This is a genomic window from Corynebacterium sp. HMSC034H07, from assembly GCF_001815175.1.
Taxonomy (GTDB): domain Bacteria; phylum Actinomycetota; class Actinomycetes; order Mycobacteriales; family Mycobacteriaceae; genus Corynebacterium; species Corynebacterium hiratae.
In genome coordinates, this window is the sequence record NZ_KV819499.1 from 165,718 (window position 1) to 179,339 (window position 13,622).

Genomic DNA, 13,622 nt, shown 5'->3' on the forward strand with positions numbered 1-13,622 from the left:
GTCCAACCATACGGGTACATTCTGAATGAGAACTCTCTGAACACACATTCTTTTGTGTAGGAAGGCAACAACTAGTGGCTGATCGTTTGGTCGTACGTGGTGCGCGTGAGCACAACCTCAAGGGCGTGGACATCGATATCCCGCGCGATAACCTGGTGGTGTTTACCGGCCTATCGGGCTCAGGCAAGTCCTCACTCGCCTTTGACACCATCTTCGCCGAGGGCCAGCGGCGCTACGTGGAGTCTTTGAGCTCCTACGCGCGCATGTTCCTTGGCCAAATGGATAAGCCGGACGTTGAGTTCATCGACGGTCTATCCCCAGCGGTGTCCATTGACCAAAAGTCCACGAACCACAACCCCCGCTCGACGGTGGGAACCATCACCGAAATCTATGACTACCTGCGCTTGCTCTTCTCCCGCGCGGGCACTGCGCACTGTCCTGAGTGTGATGCCGTCATTGAGCGCCAAACCCCGCAGCAGATTGTTGATGAAGTCTTAAGTCACGAGGAGAAGCTGAAATTCCAGGTCCTCGCACCGGTCGTTCGTCGACGTAAGGGCGAGTTCGTTGACCTCTTTGCGGACCTCGCGGCCCAGGGTTACTCCCGTGTTCGGGTGGATGGGGAGCTTTACCAGCTCAGTGACCCGCCGAAGCTGAAGAAGCAGATCAAGCACGACATCGACGTCGTCGTGGACCGCCTGCAGGTCAAGTCGTCTCAAAAGCAGCGGCTTACGGATTCGGTTGAGACGGCACTACGGTTGGCAGATGGCCTGGTCACCCTTGATTTCGTTGACCGTGAAGAGCTCACCCACACGTATTCGGAGAAGGCTGCCTGCCCCAACGGGCACACCCTGACCATCGAGGAATACGAGCCGCGCGCCTTTTCTTTCAATGCTCCCTTTGGTTCCTGCCCGGTGTGCGATGGCTTGGGCACGCGCCTTGAAGTGGATGTGGATCTGTTGATCCCGGATCCGGATGCCCCGGCTGTCGAAGCCATCCAACCGTGGACGTCGAGCCCCAATGCGCGATATTTTGTCAAACTAGTCGAAGGTCTAGCGAAGGCCCTGGACTTTGATCCGCGCACCCCGGTTTCCGAGCTCACCGAGGAGCAGCGCCACGCCTTGATCTATGGCACAGATGTGGAAGTCAGTGTGCGCTACAAGAACCGCTATGGCCGCCAGCGCAACTGGTCAGCGCCGTTCGAGGGAGCTATCGGCTTCTTGGAGCGCAAGCTCGATCAGGCGGATTCCGAGTCGCAGAAGGACCGTCTCCTTCAGTACACCCGCCGTGTGCCGTGTAACGCTTGTGGCGGTACCCGCCTGAAGCCGGAAATCTTGGCGGTGCGTTTGGCCTCCACCGCGCATGGCGAGCAGTCCATCGCCGGCTTGACGGCACTGTCCATCGAGGAGGCGGCGGAGTTCCTCGACTCTCTCGTGTTGGGCCACCGCGAGGAGATCATTGCTGGTGCTGTGCTCAAGGAGATCCAGGCTCGCCTGCGCTTCCTTCTCGACGTCGGCCTGAACTACCTCACCCTTGACCGCGGCGCCTCCACGTTGTCCGGTGGCGAAGCACAGCGCATTCGCCTCGCAACCCAGATTGGCTCCGGCCTGGCGGGAGTCCTCTACGTGCTGGATGAGCCCTCCATTGGTCTGCACCAGCGCGATAACCAGCGCCTCATCGCCACGTTGAAGCGCCTGCGCGATATCGGAAACACCTTGATTGTGGTGGAACATGATGAGGACACCATCCGGGAGGCGGACTGGCTTGTCGACGTTGGACCGCGGGCCGGCGAATTCGGCGGAACGGTGGTCTATCAGGGCGAGCCCGCCGGCATCGAATCTGTGGAGGAGTCCCTGACGGGGCAGTATCTGTCAGGAAAGAAGAAGCTTGCGGTCCCGGATACGCGCCGTGAGATTGACCCTGAGCGCATGCTCAAGGTGGTCGGCGCGCGCGAGAATAATCTCAAGGGCATTGATGTAGAGATTCCGCTGGGCGTGCTCGTGTGTGTGACAGGCGTGTCCGGCTCCGGTAAATCCACCGTGGTCAACCAGATCTTGGCCAAGACCTTGGCCAACAAACTCAACCGTGCCCGCCAAGTACCCGGTCGCGCCAAGCGCGTTGAAGGCGTGGAACACCTAGACAAGCTGGTGCAGGTGGACCAGAGCCCTATCGGCCGCACCCCGCGCTCGAATCCGGCAACCTACACAGGGGTCTTCGACAAGATCCGTAATCTGTTCGCGGAAACCCAGGAGGCTAAGGTACGCGGTTACAAGCCGGGCCGGTTCTCCTTCAACGTCAAGGGCGGACGCTGTGAGGCGTGCCAGGGCGACGGCACCATAAAGATCGAGATGAACTTCCTGCCCGATGTTTATGTGCCGTGCGAGGTTTGTGACGGTGCCCGTTATAACCGCGAAACCCTGGAGGTCCTCTACAAGGGCAAAAACATCGCCGAGGTTCTCGACATGCCGATCTCGGAGGCAGCCGAGTTCTTTGAACCCATCACGTCGATCCACCGCTACCTCAACACCTTGGTGGAGGTGGGCCTGGGATATGTTCGCTTGGGTCAGGCCGCCACGACGCTTTCCGGTGGTGAGGCGCAGCGCGTGAAGCTGGCCTCCGAACTCCAAAAGCGCACGAATGGGCGCACGGTTTACATCCTGGACGAGCCAACCACCGGACTGCATTTCGAGGACATCCGAAAGCTCATGCTCGTCATTCAAGGCCTGGTTGATAAGGGCAACTCGGTGATCATCATCGAGCACAACCTCGACGTCATTAAGGCCGCCGATTGGATCGTGGACATGGGCCCGGAAGGCGGCTCGTGCGGCGGCACCGTCGTGGCCCAAGGCACGCCAGAAGACGTGGCGCAGGTGGAAGGCTCCTATACGGGAGGGTTCCTCAAGGAGCTGGTGTGATGTTGGGCCACAGAAGTACCCGCACGGCAGCACTAGCCATCAGCATTGCTGCGACAGCCACCATGACGGGGTGTTCCGGCCCAGCGGAAGACACATCGCCGCCGGCTCCCGAAGAATCATCAGGCGTGGAAGCACCCGCCAGCTATGACGTGCGCGCCGAATTACGCGATGTCGTCTCTGAAGTAGAGAAGGAGTTCAATGTCCGCGCCGGCGTGGCGGTGGCGGATAGGGAAGGGACTGTCAACGCCGGATTACGCGGTGAGGAGCCTGCGTGGTCGACGGTGAAGGTTCCTATCGCGATTGCCGCGCTGCGCGACGGCGCTAGCCCGGAGCTCGTCGACCTCGCGATTAAGGAATCCGACAATGATGCTGCCTACGCGTTGTGGTCCCACGTGCGATGGACTGAGGGCGATGCTGGGAGCGCAGTAACGGCGCTCTTGGAAGAGTATGGTTCGACCGGGGAGTTCGAGGAACCTTTTGGCTACTCCACGTGGCTGCTGGAAGACCAGGCAGAGTTTGGCGCACACTTACCGTGTATTCCGGAAGCAGAACAGGTCTATGACGCAATGGATGACATTGTGGAGTGGCAAGACAACGGATTGGACAAGCTCCCGAACACCCGCGCCAAGGGCGGGTGGGGACTATCCGAGTACGACGACGGTTATACCCACCGCCAAATTGGTGTGCGGGAAACCACCCCATCGGGCTCGAGTAAAGAGTCCACGGTGGGATTGGCCATTGAAGTCACTATGCCGGGTGAGTACGCCGAAGAAGCAATTCCTGCGCTCAACGTTCTTGCTGCTGGAGTGGACCGAGTCGTAACTGAGGCCTTGGAGGCTGGCGCGCTTAAACCGGTGGAGGGCTGCGCACCGCCCACGGCAACGCAGACTGCAGGAACGACATCGGCACGCCGATTTGGTTCCTGAAAAATCAGGTGTTAAAGTAGTGCGCACTACCGCCCGTAGCGCCTCCTCCAGGAGGTACTTGGGCCGCAAGCGGAGTTTCTCCCACCCGAAGCCGCGCCGGAAACTAGTTTCGCCGCAGGATAAAGGTTAAGAGTAGGCGCCATACATTGGCGCGTGCTTGAAAAGAAACTCCTGGATGCCTTTGGCACCGGGATTTATTCGTTTGTGGTCACGGTAGGCACACTACTAGCCCCCACAATCGAGGAGAACCACAATCAGCGCTGAAGCTCGCATTAATGAGCGCATCCGAGTACCCGAGGTCCGTCTTGTTGGCCCCGGTGGTGAACAGGTGGGCATTGTCCGTACAGACGATGCTCGCAAGCTTGCGTACGAAGCCGATCTTGACCTGGTCGAGGTTGCCCCGAACGCTAAGCCGCCCGTAGCCAAGATCATGGATTACGGCAAGTTTAAGTACGAACAGGCTCAGAAGGCCCGCGAGTCCCGTAAGAACCAGCAGCAAACCGTGGTGAAGGAGCAGAAGCTCCGTCCGAAGATTGATGATCACGATTACGAGACCAAAAAGGGCAACGTGGTGCGCTTCCTGGAGAAGGGCTCCAAGGTCAAGGTGACCATTATGTTCCGTGGCCGCGAGCAATCGCGTCCGGAGCTGGGTTTCCGCCTGCTGGAGCGTTTGGCTGACGATGTCGCAGAGGTCGGCGTCGTGGAGTCGCGCCCCAAGCAGGATGGTCGCAATATGACCATGGTCCTTGGGCCCGTCCGCAAAGGCAAGAAGTAGACCACGCTCCACTTAGGATTTAAGGATTTAATTCTCATGAAGCAGAAGACTCACAAGGGCACCGCCAAGCGCATCAAGGTGACCGGCTCCGGCAAGCTGCGTCGCGAGCAGGCTAACCGCCGCCACCTCTTGGAAGGCAAGCCTTCCAAGCGCACCCGTCGTCTGAAGGGCACCGAGGACGTCGCCAAGGCAGACACCAAGCGCGTCAAGCGCCTTCTCGGCCGCGCATAGTCAGCGCCGAAACTCCCATCCCCACACACTCACAATCAAGATAAGGAAGTATTACTGTGGCACGAGTAAAGCGCTCAGTTAACGCCAAGAAGAAGCGTCGCGCGATCCTGAAGTCCGCTAAGGGCTACCGCGGCCAGCGCTCCCGCCTCTACCGTAAGGCCAAGGAGCAGTGGCTGCACTCCATGACTTACGCTTACCGCGACCGTCGCGCCCGTAAGTCTGAATTCCGCAAGCTGTGGATCCAGCGCATCAATGCTGCCGCTCGTATGAACGACATCACCTACAACCGCCTCATCCACGGCCTGCGCCTGGCTGAGATCGAGGTCGACCGCAAGATTCTCGCTGAACTTGCCGTCAACGACTTCGAGGCTTTCTCCGCACTGTGCGAGGCCGCCAAGGCCGCACTGCCGGAGGACGTTAACGCACCGAAGGCTGCGTAAGCATCGAGCGTAGAAACGTCACGAACCCACCGCCCTCTTATGGAGGACCGGTGGGTTTCTTGTTGTGGGGAGTAGCACCCGCTAGGCCGGCGGGCGTACTGCTCCTCTTTGTGGTTTGTGTTACATTGCTCGTTGTTGTGTAAATCAAGGTAGTCGTTGGCTTCTGGGCCTGCCCTAGGGGCACATGGTGCGAAGGAGAGATAGTTATGACCAACCCGAATAGCGCGTATCAGCCCAATGGCGATGCTTATGGCGGTGGCTCTTATGGCGGACAGTCGCAGCAGTCGAACCCCTTCGGATCATCCAGTGATCAGTACGGTTACAGCTCGGCTCCGTATGGCGGTTCGCAGCAGTCCCAGAATCTGCCCGCACAGCAGGATGCATACCAGTCAAACTATGGCCAGCAGCCACACCCGGGCGGCGAGCAGAAGTCATGGTTGGTAGCGCTGCTCCTGTGCTTCTTCTTGGGCGAATTGGGGGTTCATAACTTCTATATTGGTCGCACGCAGCGCGGCATGTGGCAGTTGGGCCTTGCAATCGTAGGATTCGTTACCTCTTTTATCCTCATTGGCTTTATCCTCATCGGTGCCTTGGTGATCTGGAAGTGGGTCGAGCTCGTATTCATCGCCGGTGGTTTATCTGGCTTTGATAAGGACGCCGACGGAGTTCCGCTAAAGAAATAATGCCCACCCGTATCCGCGTAGATGACGTGGAGACCAACCGTCCCGCTACCCACTCAAACTTGCTGGGGGAGCGGGACTTTTCAATGTCTGGTTCGGTGGGTACCGTCAAATGCATGAATCTGGATTTTTCCTCTGCCTTTACTGAACGCACGCCGCGCGTGGTTAATGCCGCCAAATTGCACCGGGCGGCCAGCCGCCGAAAGGCGGAGCGTTTCATCATTGAGGGCGAAAATGCCGTGGACGCGGCCGTGTCCACCGGTGCCGCTACGGATGTTTTCGTGACGGAAAAGGCCGCCGAGCGCTTCGCGCACATTGTCCAAGCCTGCGGCTACATGGACGTGTATGTGCATCCCATTACGGATAAGGCGGCAAGACACCTGTCCGATACCGCCACGAGTACTGGTCTCTTTGCCGTGTGCCGCCCAGTGCTGTGGACCGCTGGAAAAATTTTGGCCGGCAAACCGAAGCTAGTGTCTGTTCCTGTCTTAACGGCGGAGCCGGGCAACGCGGGAACGCTCATCAGGACTTCGGATGCCATGGGTGCCGATGGCGTCATCTTTGCCGGGGAGACCGTGGATCCCTTGGGCTGTAAGGTGGCGCGCGCGTCGGCCGGATCACTTTTCCATGTGCCCGTGGCCCGAGACCCCAATATCAAGGATGTACTGGGTAAACTGCGCTCCTCCGGTCTGCAAGTGTTGGCCACGGCTGCCGACGGTGAAGTGGACCTCGCCGATGCGGACCTGTCCCAGCCCACCGCGTGGCTTTTTGGCAACGAGGCGCATGGCCTGGGAGACCTGCAGGATGAGGCGGACATGCGGGTGCGTATTCCGATTCTTGGCCGGGCGGAGTCCCTGAATCTCGCCACGGCCGCCAGCATCTGCCTTTATGAGTCCGCGAAGCAGCAGAGCAGCTAGCGCCGCCGACGTGCCCGGGTGGTGGCCACAGAAGTCAGGCAGCACGGTAAGATAGCTCGCGTTAGTTTTTGTGCGAGAAGAAGGTAATCAAGGCACGTGTCCGATACACCTCAGATCGAATTGACCGAAGAGGCTCTCGAGGCCGCCGCGCAGAAGGCCATTGCCGCCTTTGAAGCTGCATCTAGCCTCGACGAGCTCACCTCCGCCCGTCGCGAGCACCTTGGTGATAGCGGCTATATCCCGCAGGCCCGCCAATCGCTCGGACAGCTGCCGAAGGACCAGCGCAAGGATGCTGGACGCGCAGTGAACATGGCCCGCGGCAAGGTGGAAAAGCGCTTTGCCCAGATTCGTGAAGTGCTGGAGCAGGAGGCCCGCGCCGCGCAGCTGAAGGCGGAGAAGGTCGATGTCACCGTCCCTACCACCCGCGCGCAGACCGGTGCCCTGCACCCCATCACAGCGCTGTCGGAGCGCATCGCGGACGTCTTTGTGGGCATGGGATGGGAAATCGCGGAGGGCCCTGAGGTAGAAGCAGAGTACTTTAATTTCGACGCTCTGAACTTCAAGCCCGACCACCCAGCCCGCACCTTGCAGGACACGTTCCACGTGGGCAAGGAAGGTTCCAAGCAGGTGCTGCGTACCCATACATCCCCGGTGCAGGTGCGCACGATGCTCGACCGCGATGTCCCGCTCTACATTGCCTGCCCGGGCCGTGTTTTCCGTACCGATGAGCTCGATGCCACCCACACTCCTGTCTTCCACCAGGTGGAAGGCCTTGCCGTGGACAAGGGGCTGACCATGGCTCATCTTCGCGGCACCTTGGAGCACTTGGCCAAGGTGCTCTTCGGCCCGGAGACTACCACCCGCATGCGCGTGAACTACTTCCCGTTTACCGAGCCCTCCGCTGAGGTCGATGTCTGGTTCCCTAACAAGAAGGGCGGCGCCGGCTGGATCGAGTGGGGAGGCTGCGGCATGGTCAACCCCAACGTCCTGCGTGCGGTAGGCATTGACCCCGAGGAATACACCGGTTTCGCTTTCGGCATGGGCCTCGAGCGCACCCTGCAGTTCCGCAATGGTCTGACCGATATGCGCGACATGGTCGAAGGCGATGTCCGCTTCACCCTGCCATTTGGCGTGCAGGCATAGGAACCCAGAGAAAGGATAGAAAGAAAAATGCTTATTTCCCAAGACTGGGTTACCCGAATTCTGGGCAACGCTAATTCCGGCTGGACCGTGTCCTCTGAGGAACTGGACTCTGGCTTTGTCCGCGTAGGTTTTGAAACCGAGGGCTACGAGGTCCTTCCGGAAACCACGGGCCCGCTGGTTATCGGTCAGGTTGTAGAGATCGAAGAGCTCACCCAGTTCAAGAAACCAATTCGCTATTGCCAGGTCAACGTTGGCCAGGCCAATGGGACGGGGGAGCTGCAGGGCATTATCTGCGGCGCCCGCAACTTCCGCCTCAACGACTACGTCGTGGTCTCCCTTCCGGGTGCTGAGCTGCCGGGAGGATTCAAGATTGCCGCCCGCGAGACCTACGACCATATCTCCAACGGAATGATGTGCTCCGCAGCTGAGCTGGGCTTCGGCCCCAAGGCAGACGGCATCATCGTGCTAGGGGAGGAGGTTGCCGACAAGATTGGTGAGGACGCCCGCCCCCTTATTGGGCTGTCCGATACCGTCTTCGACGTCAACATCACCCCGGATCGTGGCTATGCCTTGTCTGCGCGTGGCCTGACGCGTGAAATTGCCTCCGCATTTGATCTCACTTTCCCCGACGTGGCGCAGGATCCGAGCGTGGCTGGCATCGACACCTCCGTCGTGCCGGCTCCGGAGGGCACGCTTATCGACGTTGACCTGAGGGAGGAAACCAAGGCGCAGCGATTTGGTCTGCGCAAGGTGACCGGTATTGACCCGGCAGCGCGTACCCCGTTCTGGATGGAGCGCGAGCTCATGCTCTCCGGTCAGCGCGCCGTCAACGTGGCTACCGACGTCACGAACTACGTCATGCTGCTTCTGGGCGCGCCGATGCACGCCTTTGACGCCGACGTGATCAAGGGCAACCTCGTTGTGCGCAATGCCAACGAGGGCGAGAAGTTCGAGACCCTCGACCACGTCAAGCGGGAGCTTTCGGAGGGCGACGTGGTCATCTGCGATGACAACGGTATCCAATCCTTGGCGGGCGTCATGGGTGGCACCACCTCCGAAATTTCTGACGAGACGACTGATGTCTACTTCGAGTCGGCCATTTGGGATCCGATCACCGTGGCCCGCACATCCCGCCGCCACAAGCTCTCCTCGGAGGCTTCTCGCCGTTTCGAGCGCGGAGTAGATCCGGCCATCGTTGAGGTAGCGCTGGACGTGGCGTGCGTGCTGCTTCAGCAGATTGCTGGCGGCACGATCGAGGCTGGGCGGACGCTCGTGGGAGACGTCGCCAAGCGCGAGCCCATCTCCCTGCGCGCTGCCAAGCCCAGCGAGTACGCCGGCGTGGACTACTCCCAGGAGACCGTGGTGAAGCGCCTCACGGAGGTCGGCTGCGAGGTCTCCGGTGAGGAGGAGCTCTCCGTCATCCCCGCCTCCTGGCGCACGGACATCGAAATGGACGTTGATCTCATTGAGGAGATCCTGCGCCTGGAAGGGCTGGAAGACATTCCGACCATCCTGCCCACCCCGGTGGGCGGTCGCGGCCTAACTCCGGCGCAGAAGCGTCGCCGTGCGATCGGACATGGGTTGGCCTATGCGGGCTACGCCGAGGTTCTCCCGTCGCCGTTCATCGCGAACGACACCTTCGACACGTGGGGCTTGGACAAGGAGGATGCGCGCCGCCAGACCGTGTCCGTGCAGAATCCGCTCGAGTCAGACAAGGCGATCCTGTCCACGACGTTGCTGCCCAATCTCCTTGAGGCTATCGCCCGCAACGTTGCCCGTGGCCGCAGTGATCTGGCCTTGTTCGGCCTCCAGCAGGTGGCCTTCAAGCGCGCTGATTCTTCTCCCATGCCGTCGGTGGAGTCGCGCCCGGAGGACTCCGTGGTCACCGACCTGCTGGATTCTTTGCCGCTGCAGCCGTTGCACGTAGCCACGGTGGCCACCGGAAACATTGAACACGAAGGGCCGTGGGGAGCGGGCCGCGCCTACAGCTACGCGGATGCTATTGAGTCTGCGCGCCAGGTTGCTCGCTCCGCTGGCGTGGACATCGCAGTGAAGGCAGCTGAGCAGCTACCGTGGCACCCGGGTCGCTGTGCTGCAATCGTCCTCGCAAGCGATGAGGAGACGGTCGTCGGCTACGCGGGTGAGTTGCACCCGCAGGTCCTTGAGGCCTTGGAGCTGCCGGCACGCACGTGTGCGATGGAGCTCGATGTGTCAGCCCTGCCGCTGGATGAGAAGTTCCCCGCCCCCGTGCTGTCCTCCTTCCCGGCTTTGCACCAGGACATCGCCTTGGTGGTGGACGAGGAAACCCCGGCGGAGACGGTTCGCCGTGTGGTCGAGGAGGGTGCTGGTGATCTCCTCGAGTCCGTGGAGCTTTTCGATGTCTTCCGTGGCGAGCAGCTCGGCGAAGGAAAGAAGTCCCTAGCCTTCCAGCTTCTCTTCCGTGCTGGTGACCGCACTCTGACTGATGAAGAGGCCAACGAGCACCGCCTCGCCGCTGCGGAGTTGGCCAAGCAGCGCCTTGGCGCACAGATGCGCGCCTAAGACTCTGTTGCTTCGCTAGTGCTTTAAGCCCGGTTAGCCCTGTGGGAGGTTAGCCGGGCTTTTGTTTAGCCGGGTTTGCGCGCGTTGGGGCAGGTGCTGACGTGGGGAGAGATCCCCTAGCGCTGGAAGGGGTGTGCTCTGCCTCATAACCTCAAGGGTGCAGCAAAGGTGCTGAGTTTCCAGACCAAGCCACACCGAAAGGATTGTTCACACCATGCGTCTTATTTCTCGTCTCACAGCCACCGCCGCCGTTGTCGGCGCACTGACCATCGCCCCACACGCTTCCGCTGACTTGTCCCAAGGTTTCTCCAACGCCGATGGCACCGTCAACTGTGAAGCTTCGAACATCGAAGGAACCTACGTCGCGTGCCTGTCTGAAGGGGCACGTGCCACTAGCCCGCAGTGCAACCCGCCGGGCCGGTTGGCGCCGCGCTTTTTCTACCACGCAGGTCGCTCCAAGGCTGACTGCTTCAACCAGGGCTTGACAACCACGAGCTTCAAGCGCCTTCAGCCAGGCCAGGTTCACCAGTTCAATGAGGTTGTAGCCATCGCGGATGCCCAGGGCGGTATCCACTTCGTCGGCCCGCATGGCTACCTAGGCTATGCAGGAAAGACCGCCGTATCGGGTGCGGAGGGACTGGGGAACGTCTCGTCCCGCGTCATGTAAACCTTCCTGAATCCTACTTTTCCTCACCTGTGCGCCGAGCTCTTCGGCGCATTTTTTCTGAATAACATACGGCGGAATGCATTATTTGCTAGAGTAGCTGCATGACTATTTCAGTAGCAATCGCCGGAGCTACGGGCTATGCAGGTGGCGAAATCCTCCGTCTCTTGCTGTCGCACCCAGCATACCTCTCGGGTGAGTTGCGCATCGGCGCGCTCACCGGGCACTCCAACGCAGGTCAGCGAGTATCTGAGCTCATGCCGCACCTGCCGCAACTGGCGGACCGCGTCATCGAGGACACCACGCCGGAGATTCTAGCTGGCCATGACATCGTGTTCCTCGGTTTGCCGCACGGGCACTCCGCGGAGATCGGCCGCCAGCTGGGGGAGTCCGTCACGGTGATTGACTGTGCGGCTGACTTCCGCCTACGCAGCAAGGATGACTGGGACGAGTTTTATGGTGGTGAGTACGCCGGTGCTTGGCCTTATGGAATTCCGGAGGTTCCCGGCAACCGTGAGCAGCTTAAAGGCAGCAACCGCGTTGCCGTTCCTGGTTGTTTTCCCACCACGATTACCCTGGGTGCGCTGCCGGCCGTGGCGCAGGATCTGATTGAGCCAGATCTGTCGGTGATAGCAATCACCGGGGTGTCCGGGGCAGGCAAGAAGGCCTCCGTGGCACAGCTAGGTGCGGAAACTATGGGCAACCTCAAAGCCTATAAGCCAGGCGGGACACACCGGCATACCCCGGAGGTCCTGCAAAACCTACAGCCTTTTACGCAGCAACCGGTGTCTGTGAGTTTCACTCCGGTGCTGGCGCCGCTGCCTCGTGGCATTCTGGCGACGATTACGGCGCCGTTGAAGGGGGGCGTCGACAAGCGCACAGTCGCCGAGGCCTTCCGTGACTTTTATGCTGATGAACCATTCTGCCTCGTCCTGCCTGAGGGCCAACAGCCAGAAACGCAAAACGTGGTGGGCAGCAACATGGTCCATATCCAAGCACACGTGGATGAGCGCGCCCGCCGTCTCGTGATTACCGCGGCTCTGGACAACCTGTGCAAGGGCACCGCCGGCGCTGCTGTCCAGTGCATGAACCTGACTTTGGGATGGGAAGAAACCCTGGGCCTTCCACAGGCAGCAGTTGCCCCTTAAGGGGCACCCCTACTTTCCCAAGCGTTCCGCACCGCCTTCTTCAACTCACTTCCACACGAACTAGGAGAAACTCGACATGATTACCGCCCCTGCAGGATTCCTGGCTGGCGCCACGACAGCCGGAATCAAGCCCTCCGGAAAACCCGACATGGCCCTCGTGGTTAACCAGGGTCCTAATTTCGACGCCGCTGCGGTCTTCACGCGCAACCGCGTGGTGGCCGCGCCCGTGAAGCTTTCCCGCGAAGCAGTGGCGGATGGCACTGTTCAGGCCGTCATTTATAACTCCGGCAACGCGAATGCCTGCAACGGCGAACAGGGAGACAAGGACGCCGCGGCGATTGTGGCAGCCACCGCTGAGCACACGGGTATCCCTGCCGCCAACATCGCGGCGTGCTCGACGGGACTGATTGGAGAGCTCCTTCCCATGGATAAGGCATTGGCTGGCGTCGAAGTGGTTGCCGGAGATCTTGGCGCGGATGCAGCTCACGGTAAGGCCGCGGCCGAGGCCATCATGACCACCGATACCGTCGCTAAAGAAGCACTCATTGAGGCCGAGGGCTGGAGCATGGGTGCGATGGGCAAGGGCGTAGGCATGATGGCGCCGTCACTGGCCACCATGCTGGTGTGCATCACCACCGACGCTGTTACCTCCTCCGAGGCCTTGCACTCGGCGCTGCAGGCAGCGAGTGATCAGACTTTCAATACGCTCGATGTGGACGGCTCCACATCGACGAATGACACGGTCATTATCATGGCTTCCGGTGCTTCCGGGAAAGAACCTAGCCAGGAGGAGTTGGATGCTGCGGTTCTCGCGGTGTGCGCCGATATCGCGGATCAGCTTCAAGCCGACGCCGAGGGCGTGACCAAGCGCGTGAAGATCATCGTGGAAGGCACCGCTACTGATGAGCAGGCGCTCAACGCCGCGCGCACTCTGGGCCGCGACAACCTCTTCAAGTGCGCCATGTTCGGATCGGACCCGAACTGGGGCCGCGTGCTCGCCGCCGTAGGAATGGCGGATGCTGAGATGGATCCGGACAACATCTCCGTGTTCTTCAATGACCAAGCAGTGTGCGTCGGTTCCACTGGTGCGCCCGGCGCGCGCGACGTTGATCTTTCCGGGGCTGATATTGATGTGCGCGTGGACTTGGGCACCGGGGGAACCGGCACAGCTTTTGTCCGCACCACCGACCTGTCTCATGACTACGTGGAGATTAACTCCGCGTACAGCTCTTAAGAACGCGCGAG

12 protein-coding genes are annotated in these 13,622 nt (G+C 60.5%); all 12 read left to right on the forward strand.

Translation table 11 applies throughout. The annotated features are described in order from the left end of the window. The first annotated feature begins 74 nt into the window (after window positions 1-74). Window positions 75-2,912, forward strand: coding sequence for an excinuclease ABC subunit UvrA (gene uvrA, locus HMPREF3009_RS02525; protein WP_070679800.1), 2,838 nt, complete (start codon window positions 75-77; stop codon window positions 2,910-2,912). After that, window positions 2,912-3,838, forward strand: a complete 927-nt coding sequence (locus tag HMPREF3009_RS02530; protein ID WP_158396629.1) for a serine hydrolase — start codon at window positions 2,912-2,914, stop codon at window positions 3,836-3,838. Before uvrA ends, HMPREF3009_RS02530 begins: the two co-directional genes overlap by 1 nt. Before the next feature lie 253 nt (window positions 3,839-4,091). Then, a complete protein-coding gene (gene infC, locus HMPREF3009_RS02535; protein ID WP_080975058.1) occupies window positions 4,092-4,613 on the forward strand; it encodes a translation initiation factor IF-3 in 522 nt (173 codons plus the stop codon). Window positions 4,614-4,649: 36 nt separating this feature from the next. After that, window positions 4,650-4,844: a 50S ribosomal protein L35 gene (gene rpmI / locus HMPREF3009_RS02540; protein ID WP_010190075.1), complete on the forward strand. Its 195-nt coding sequence runs from the start codon at window positions 4,650-4,652 to the stop codon at window positions 4,842-4,844. 56 nt (window positions 4,845-4,900) lie between these two features. Then, window positions 4,901-5,284: a 50S ribosomal protein L20 gene (gene rplT / locus HMPREF3009_RS02545; protein ID WP_005323264.1), complete on the forward strand. Its 384-nt coding sequence runs from the start codon at window positions 4,901-4,903 to the stop codon at window positions 5,282-5,284. Window positions 5,285-5,490: 206 nt separating this feature from the next. Then, the gene (locus tag HMPREF3009_RS02550; RefSeq protein ID WP_053089068.1) at window positions 5,491-5,967 is read left to right on the forward strand and encodes a TM2 domain-containing protein; all 477 of its coding nucleotides are present in this window, start codon (window positions 5,491-5,493) and stop codon (window positions 5,965-5,967) included. Window positions 5,968-6,080: 113 nt separating this feature from the next. Further along, window positions 6,081-6,881, forward strand: a complete 801-nt coding sequence (locus tag HMPREF3009_RS02555) for a TrmH family RNA methyltransferase (RefSeq protein ID WP_070679841.1) — start codon at window positions 6,081-6,083, stop codon at window positions 6,879-6,881. A gap of 96 nt (window positions 6,882-6,977) precedes the next feature. Next, window positions 6,978-8,024, forward strand: coding sequence for a phenylalanine--tRNA ligase subunit alpha (gene pheS / locus HMPREF3009_RS02560; protein WP_070679803.1), 1,047 nt, complete (start codon window positions 6,978-6,980; stop codon window positions 8,022-8,024). 27 nt (window positions 8,025-8,051) lie between these two features. After that, window positions 8,052-10,565, forward strand: coding sequence for a phenylalanine--tRNA ligase subunit beta (gene pheT, locus HMPREF3009_RS02565; RefSeq protein WP_049154604.1), 2,514 nt, complete (start codon window positions 8,052-8,054; stop codon window positions 10,563-10,565). A 214-nt stretch (window positions 10,566-10,779) separates the two neighbouring features. Beyond that, on the forward strand, window positions 10,780-11,232 hold the full coding sequence (locus HMPREF3009_RS02570; protein WP_046648527.1) for a hypothetical protein: 453 nt from the start codon (window positions 10,780-10,782) through the stop codon (window positions 11,230-11,232). Between the two features lie 101 nt (window positions 11,233-11,333). Next, entirely contained in the window at window positions 11,334-12,377 is a 1,044-nt protein-coding gene (argC, locus tag HMPREF3009_RS02575; RefSeq protein ID WP_070679806.1) for an N-acetyl-gamma-glutamyl-phosphate reductase, read from the forward strand. A gap of 76 nt (window positions 12,378-12,453) precedes the next feature. Beyond that, complete coding sequence (gene argJ, locus HMPREF3009_RS02580) at window positions 12,454-13,611, forward strand: bifunctional glutamate N-acetyltransferase/amino-acid acetyltransferase ArgJ (RefSeq protein WP_070679809.1); 1,158 nt, start codon at window positions 12,454-12,456, stop codon at window positions 13,609-13,611. The last annotated feature ends 11 nt before the right edge of the window (window positions 13,612-13,622 follow it).